6 protein-coding genes and 1 pseudogene are annotated in these 6,857 nt (G+C 70.1%); all 7 read left to right on the forward strand.

Annotation, left to right across the window (positions count from 1 at the left end; genetic code table 11):
• Positions 1-69: 69 nt before the first annotated feature.
• Positions 70-267 carry a cellulose binding domain-containing protein gene (locus AB0M46_RS35415; protein WP_363343388.1) on the forward strand — a complete coding sequence of 66 codons (198 nt, stop codon included), beginning with the start codon at positions 70-72 and terminating at the stop codon, positions 265-267.
• Between the two features lie 150 nt (positions 268-417).
• Positions 418-2,616, forward strand: coding sequence for a discoidin domain-containing protein (locus tag AB0M46_RS35420; RefSeq protein WP_363343390.1), 2,199 nt, complete (start codon positions 418-420; stop codon positions 2,614-2,616).
• Positions 2,617-2,715: 99 nt separating this feature from the next.
• Entirely contained in the window at positions 2,716-3,753 is a 1,038-nt protein-coding gene (locus AB0M46_RS35425) for a LacI family DNA-binding transcriptional regulator (RefSeq protein WP_363343392.1), read from the forward strand.
• A gap of 127 nt (positions 3,754-3,880) precedes the next feature.
• Positions 3,881-4,888: an ATP-binding cassette domain-containing protein gene (locus tag AB0M46_RS35430; protein WP_363343394.1), complete on the forward strand. Its 1,008-nt coding sequence runs from the start codon at positions 3,881-3,883 to the stop codon at positions 4,886-4,888.
• Positions 4,885-5,679, forward strand: coding sequence for an ABC-2 family transporter protein (locus tag AB0M46_RS35435; RefSeq protein WP_363343396.1), 795 nt, complete (start codon positions 4,885-4,887; stop codon positions 5,677-5,679). The genes AB0M46_RS35430 and AB0M46_RS35435 overlap by 4 nt, the downstream gene beginning before the upstream one ends.
• Before the next feature lie 2 nt (positions 5,680-5,681).
• Entirely contained in the window at positions 5,682-6,467 is a 786-nt protein-coding gene (locus AB0M46_RS35440; RefSeq protein ID WP_363343398.1) for an ABC-2 family transporter protein, read from the forward strand.
• A 49-nt stretch (positions 6,468-6,516) separates the two neighbouring features.
• Positions 6,517-6,771, forward strand: a pseudogene (locus AB0M46_RS35445) (GNAT family N-acetyltransferase); the annotation flags it as partial.
• Positions 6,772-6,857: the final 86 nt, after the last annotated feature.

Genomic DNA, 6,857 nt, shown 5'->3' on the forward strand with positions numbered 1-6,857 from the left:
GGCAGAACACGGGCGGAGATCATGGTGTGGGTCAGCCACGCCCAACACGGGCACCGCGGCGCTGAGCGCGTGGACCGTCGCTTGGACTTCTCCGGCAACCAGCGCATCACGAACTCGTGGAACGCTACCGTGACCCAGTCGGGCTCCTCGGTGACGGCGAAGAACCTGTCGTACAACGGCAGCATTCCCCCGGATGGATCGACGACCTTCGGCTTCCGGGCGGGCCGCTCGGGCGCCGGCCCGCTGCCCTCACCCACCCGCTCGTAACCTGTTACAGAGAGCGCTCCCCGGTCCTGGAGAGCGCTCTCCCATTTATTCCATCCCATTGACACGGGTAGACCGAGGGCTCATTGTGGGTTTTCTGAGAGAGCGCTCTCTCACTCCGCCGTAACACCCCCGCCACGAAGGAGTCATCCTATGGACTGGTCGGTCTCCGCCCCCGGCCATCGATCCGGCAGATCCCCGGCAAGCAATCGGACCCTGCGCTACGGCGTCATCGCGCTCGCGGTGGCCGCCCTGCTGTGCGCCTACATCGTCGTGGTCGTGACCCGCGCCAACGCCGCCGAGACCCTGCTGTCGCAGGGCAAGCCGACGACCGCCTCGTCGGCCGAGAACGCCGCCACCCCGGCCTCCAGCGCCACCGACGGCGACACCGGCACGCGCTGGTCCAGTGCCTTCTCGGTGCCGCAGTGGCTGCAGGTCGACCTCGGCTCCCCGCAGCAGGTCAGCCGGGTCGCGCTGAACTGGGAGGCGGCATACGCGACCGCGTTCCAGATCCAGACCTCCAACGACGCCGCCACCTGGACCAACATCTACTCGACCACGACCGGCGCCGGCGGCAACGTGAGCCTGACCGTGTCGGGCACCGGCCGCTACGTGCGGCTCAACGCCACGGCCAAGAGCACGCAGTACGGCATCTCGCTGTGGGAGTTCCAGGTGTACGGCGGCTCGCCGAGCACCCCGGGCAGCTGCGGCACCGCCAACGCCGCGCAGGGCAAGACGGCCACCGCCTCCTCGACCGAGAACGCGGGCACCCCGGCCTCGTCCGCGGTCGACGGCAACAACGGCACCCGCTGGTCCAGCGCGGTCGGCGACCCGCAGTGGCTGCAGGTCGACCTGGGCTTGGTCCAGCAGATCTGCGGCGTGACGCTCATCTGGGAGACGGCCTACGCGACCGCGTTCCAGATCCAGACGTCCAACGACGGCACCAACTGGACGCAGGTGTACAGCACCACCTCGGGCACCGGCGGCACGCAGAACCTCAGCGTGACCGGCAGCGGGCGCTACGTGCGGATGTACGGCACCGCCCGGGCCACCCAGTACGGCTACTCGCTGTGGGAGTTCCAGGTGCGGGTCAACGGCGCGCCGTCGACCACCAACGACGTCCCGACCAGCCCGAGCAACACGCCCACCACCAGCCCGAGCACCACGCCCACCACCAACCCGGGCAACGCCGTGCTGCTGTCCTACAACAAGCCGGCCGTGGCCTCGACGTACCAGAACGACGCCAACTGCAACCCGTGCACGGCCGACAAGGCGTTCGACAACGACCCGGCGAGCCGCTGGGCGACCAGCCCGACCAACGGCTGGGTCGACCCGGGCTGGATCTACGTCGACCTCGGCGCCCAGGCCCACATCACCCAGGTCGTCCTGCAGTGGGACCCGGCCTACGCCGTGGCGTACCAGATCCAGACCTCCACCGACGCCACCAACTGGACCAACATCTACTCGACCACGACGGGCAAGGGCTTCAAGGAGACCCTGAACGTCGACGGCAACGGCCGCTACGTGCGGATGTACGGCACCCAGCGCTCCAACGGCTACGGCTACTCGCTGTGGGAGTTCAAGGTGTACGGCACCGGCGGCAACCCGGTCCAGCCCCCGGCCCCGCCGGCCGACCCGGTCTTCCCGGCCACCAACCTGGTCTGGAGCGACGAGTTCAACTCCGGCACCAACGTCGACACCTCCAAGTGGACGATCGACCCCGGCACCGGCCAGAACGGTGAGATCCAGTACTACACCAACCTGTCGAACACCAGCATCCAGAACGGCTCGCTGGTCATCGAGGCCCGCAAGGAGACCCAGGGCGGCCGCGACTACACCTCGGGCCGCATCAACACCAGCGCCAAGTTCTCGACGCAGTACGGCCGGGTCGAGGCCCGGATCAAGGTGCCCAAGGGCAACGGCCTCTGGCCCGCCTTCTGGATGATGGGCACCGACTTCCTGCAGGGCCGCCCGTGGCCGTACAACGGCGAGATCGACATCATGGAGATCCTCGGCAGGAGCACCACGGACGTGTACTCCACGCTGCACGCCCCGGCCTACAACGGCGGCGGCGGCTACGGCCAGAAGCTCACGACCGTCGACCTGTCGCTGGACTACCACGTGTACTCGGTCGAGTGGGACAGCAAGCACATGACGTTCCGCGTCGACAACCAGGTGATCCTCGTGGCCGACAAGAACACCGTCGAGACCACCAAGGGCCCGTGGGTGTACGACCACCAGTTCTACATCATCCTCAACCTGGCCGTGGGCGGTGACTTCCCCGGCCCGATCGACGCCACCACGCCGTTCCCGTCGCGGATGTACGTCGACTACGTCCGCGTCTACAAGTAAGGGTTCCGACCCTCCAAATCCAGCCGCGGGTGGACGTGACGCCGATTCCGTCCACCCGCGGCTCCTCAACGCGCGGGGGCACGATCTACCGTGGCATCCATGACGGGCAGCGACTCGCGACCGCCCACCCTCGAGCAGGTCGCCAACTACGCCGGGGTGTCCCGGGCCACGGTCTCCCGGGTCATCAACGGCGTGCAGACCGTCGACCCGGAGCTTCGCCGGACGGTCGAGCGGGCCATCGCCGCGACCGGGTACGTGCCGAACCTGGCCGCCCGCTCCCTGGTCACCCGGCGGACCGACTCCATCGCCCTGGTGGTCTCGGAGCCGGAGAACCGCGGCTACTCGACCCCGTTCCTGACCCGCATGTTCACCGACCCGTTCCTGGGCCGGGTCACCGCCGGCGCGCAGGAGGTGCTCCGCCCGCTCGGCATCCACCTGGTCATCTTCCTGGCCGACCCGCCCGCCCGGCCGCATCTGCTGCGGTACCTCAGGCAGGGCCACGTCGACGGCGCCCTGCTGATCTCCAGCCACGTCGACGACCCGCTCCCGGCCCAGCTGGTCGAGCTCGGCGTCCCCGTGGTGCTGTCCTGCCGCCCCGGCCACCCGGTGACCATCAGCTACGTCGACGTCGACCAGCGCGCCGGCGTGCGCCTGGCCGTGGACCGCCTGGCCGACCTCGGCCGCCGCACCATCGCCACCATCACCGGCCCGCTCGACATGCCGGCCGCCCAGGACCGCCTGGCCGCCTTCGAGGAGGCCGCCCACGCCCGCGGCCTGCAGCCCTCCCACGTCGAGGGCGACTTCACCCGCAGCGGCGGCGAGCGCGCGGCCGCGCGCCTGCTGCGGGAACTCCCCGCCGTCGACGGCGTCTTCGTGGCCAACGACCTCATGGCCGACGGCGCCCTGCGGGTGCTGCAGGAGTCGGGCCGCCGGGTCCCGGACGACATCGCGGTGATCGGCTTCGACGACAGCACCGTCGCCGCGGAGTGCCACCCCCCGCTGTCCACCGTCCGCCAGCCGGTCGAGGAGATGGCCGGCGAGATGGCCCAGATCCTGCTGACCCGCATCCGCGAGCCGCACCGCTCCCCCCGCTCGATCATCTTCAACCCGGACCTGATCCTGCGCGCCTCCGCCTGATCGCCGGGGGTGCCCGTCCTCACGCGATGCGGGAACCGTGGTCATCGCCGGGCTCATTGCCCAAACATTAGTTCAGATCGAGAAATAAGGTTGCGGCCATCGATCGAGGGCTGCAAGGCTCGCCGCGATGGCACTCGTTGAGGCACGACAGCTGACCAAGGTCTTCCGTCGGCCCGACAAGGATCCGGGCCTACGGGGGGCCGTCAAACATCTCTTCTCGCGCCGCTTCACCGACAAGATGGCGGTGGACCACGTCGACCTGTCCATCGAGGCGGGCGAGGCGGTGGCGTACGTCGGGCCGAACGGCGCCGGCAAGTCCACGACCGTGAAACTGCTCAGCGGCATCCTGGTGCCCACCTCCGGCGAGGTGCGCATCGACGGGCTGTCGCCGCGGCGGGACCGGACGGCGGTGGCGCACCGCATCGGTGTGCTCTTCGGCCAGCGCACGCAGCTGTGGTGGGACCTGCCGGTCTCGGAGTCCCTGGCGGTCCTGCGCGACATCTACGGCATCGACCACGGCACCTACCGCCAGCGCCTGGCCCGCTTCGACGAGGTGCTCGGCCTCGGCGACGTGCTGCCGGTGCTGGGCCGCAAGCTCTCGCTGGGCCAGCGCATGCGGGCCGACCTCGCGGCGGCGCTGCTGCACGCCCCGCCGGTGGTGTACCTGGACGAGCCGACCATCGGCCTGGACCTCGCGGTCAAGGACCGGGTCCGCGAGTTCTTCCGCACCGTCCGCGACGAGGGCACGACGGTGATGCTGACCAGCCACGACCTCGGCGACATCGAGGGCTTCTGCCGGCGGCTGGTCATCATCGACGAGGGGCGGATCATCTTCGACGGCGACCTCGAGGCGGTCAAGGACGCCTTCGCCCGCGAACGGATCCTCAACCTGGAGACCGAGACCGCGCTGTCGCTGGACGACATCCGCGCGGCCCTGCCCGGCGCCGAGGTCGAGGCGGGCGAGACGCCGACGCAGTTCTCGGTGCGCTTCGACCGCTTCGCGATGACGGCCGGCCAGGCGGTGACGGCGCTGGCCCCGCTCACCAACCTGGTCGACTTCCACGTCGACGAGCCGTCCATCGAGGACGTGATCCGCCGGGTGTACTCCGGTGAGCTCCAACTGGAGGCCCTGTGAGGGCCTACCGGGCGTACGCCCGCGCCACGGCCCTGAGCGCCCTCGCCTACCGGGGCAGCTTCCTGCTGTCCCTCGGCGGCGTGGCCTTCCAGCTCGTCGCCCTGCTGGCGGTGTGGCGGGTGCTGCTCGGCGGCGGCAGCGGCGGGCAGATCGGCGGCTTCGACTGGCCGCACATGCGCAGCTACCTGCTCGTCGCGTTCGCCTCCGGCGCGCTGGTCGGCACCTTCGTCGACTTCCGCATGTCGCACCGCATCCGCTCCGGGCTCGTCGCGCTCGACCTGGTCAAGCCGGTCGACTACCAGCGGGCGCGGCTGTGGGAGACGATCGGCGGGGTCTGGATCGAGCTGGTCGTGGTGGCCGTCGTGATGGGGGTCTCCGTCGCCGTCAGCGGCGCGCCCGACCTGCCGCCGGGCCCCGAGCTCGCGCTCTTCCTCGCGTCGATGGTCCTGCTGGTGCCGCTGAAGTTCATCATGGTGTACGTCAGCACGCTCGCCTGCTTCTGGACCGAGAACTACGTCGGCGTCATGTGGGCCCGCCAGGCGATCACCGGCCTGCTCTCCGGGGCGCTCGTCCCGCTGGCGTACTTCCCGGGCTGGCTCGCCACCGCCGCCCGGTGGTCGCCGTTCGCCGGCCTGACGTCCACGCCCGCGCTGATCTTCGTCGGCCAGGCGTCGGGCAGCCAGGCCGTGCTGCTGGTCGCGGCCCAGCTGGCGTGGCTGCTGCTGCTCTGGTTCGGCGCCCGGGCGCTCTTCGGCCGCGCGCTGCGCCGGCTCACCGTACACGGGGGATGACCATGCGCACGGTAAGGATGTACTTCCGCCTGCTCGGCGCGCACATACGCGCGCTGCTGGAGTACGAGGGCGACTTCTGGATCATGATGGGCGGCACCATCGTGATGCAGGTCGTCAACGTCGTCTTCCTCTCCGCCATCTTCGCCAAGGTCCCGGCCATCAACGGCTGGACCTTCTGGGCCGTGGTGGCCATGTTCGCCATGGTCGCCATCGCCGAGGGCGTCGGCTCGCTGTTCTTCGAGGGCATGTGGAACCTCGCCTGGCAGATCAACCAGGGCGAGCTCGACTACATGCTGGTGCGCCCCTACCCCGTCGTCCTGCAGGTCAGCAGCGCCAACATCGGCATCAACGGCCTGGGCAACATCCTGACCGGCGGGCTCATGCTCGGCGCCGCGCTGTCCCACGTGGACGTCTCCTGGTCCGCCCCGCGGATCCTCCTCGGCGCCGTCGTGATCGTGTCCGCCATCGCCATCAAGGTCGCCATCAACCTGGCCACCAACGCCGCCGCCTTCTGGATGCAGAGCCCCGGCCCGATCTTCGCGTTCGCCGTCCACCAGGCGGGGGACCTCGCCCGCTTCCCCATCTCGGTGTACCCCCTGGCCCTGAAGGCGGCCCTGGGCTTCGCCCTGCCGTTCGCCTTCGTGAGCTTCTTCCCGGTCACCTTCCTGCTCGGCCACGGGCAGGCCTGGGTCGGCCTGCTCACCCCGCTGGTCGCCGTCTACTGCCTGGCGATGGCCGCCTGGATCTTCAGGCGCGGCCTGACCCGCTACGAGAGCGCCGGCAACTGATGACCGCCGCCGGCATCCCGCTGCTCGGCACGCGGCCCATGACCACCACCGGGGCGGCATCGGCCGCCGGCTGCTCGCCCATGCGGCAGAGGCCGTGCGCGCCGGCACCACCACCGGCGCGCTGTACCTGTGGGTGCTGCAGCAGAACACCAACGCCCAGGCCTTCTACCGGGCCTGCGGCGGCACGAACGTGGAGACGGTACCCGTGACCGGCAACCCCGGCCGCCTCAACGGCACCCCGCACAAGCACCGCATCGCCTGGCCGGACGTGGCGCCCCTGCTCGACAAGACAGGAGCTAGGTGACTGGTGCTAAACGCGGGCTGATTGGTGACGCCGGTCAGCCCGCGTTTGTTGTTGGGGCGAGGTCGGGTTCGGGAGGTGCGCGCGGA

The organism is Dactylosporangium sp. NPDC051485, from assembly GCF_040682015.1.
Taxonomy (GTDB): Bacteria; Actinomycetota; Actinomycetes; order Mycobacteriales; family Micromonosporaceae; genus Dactylosporangium.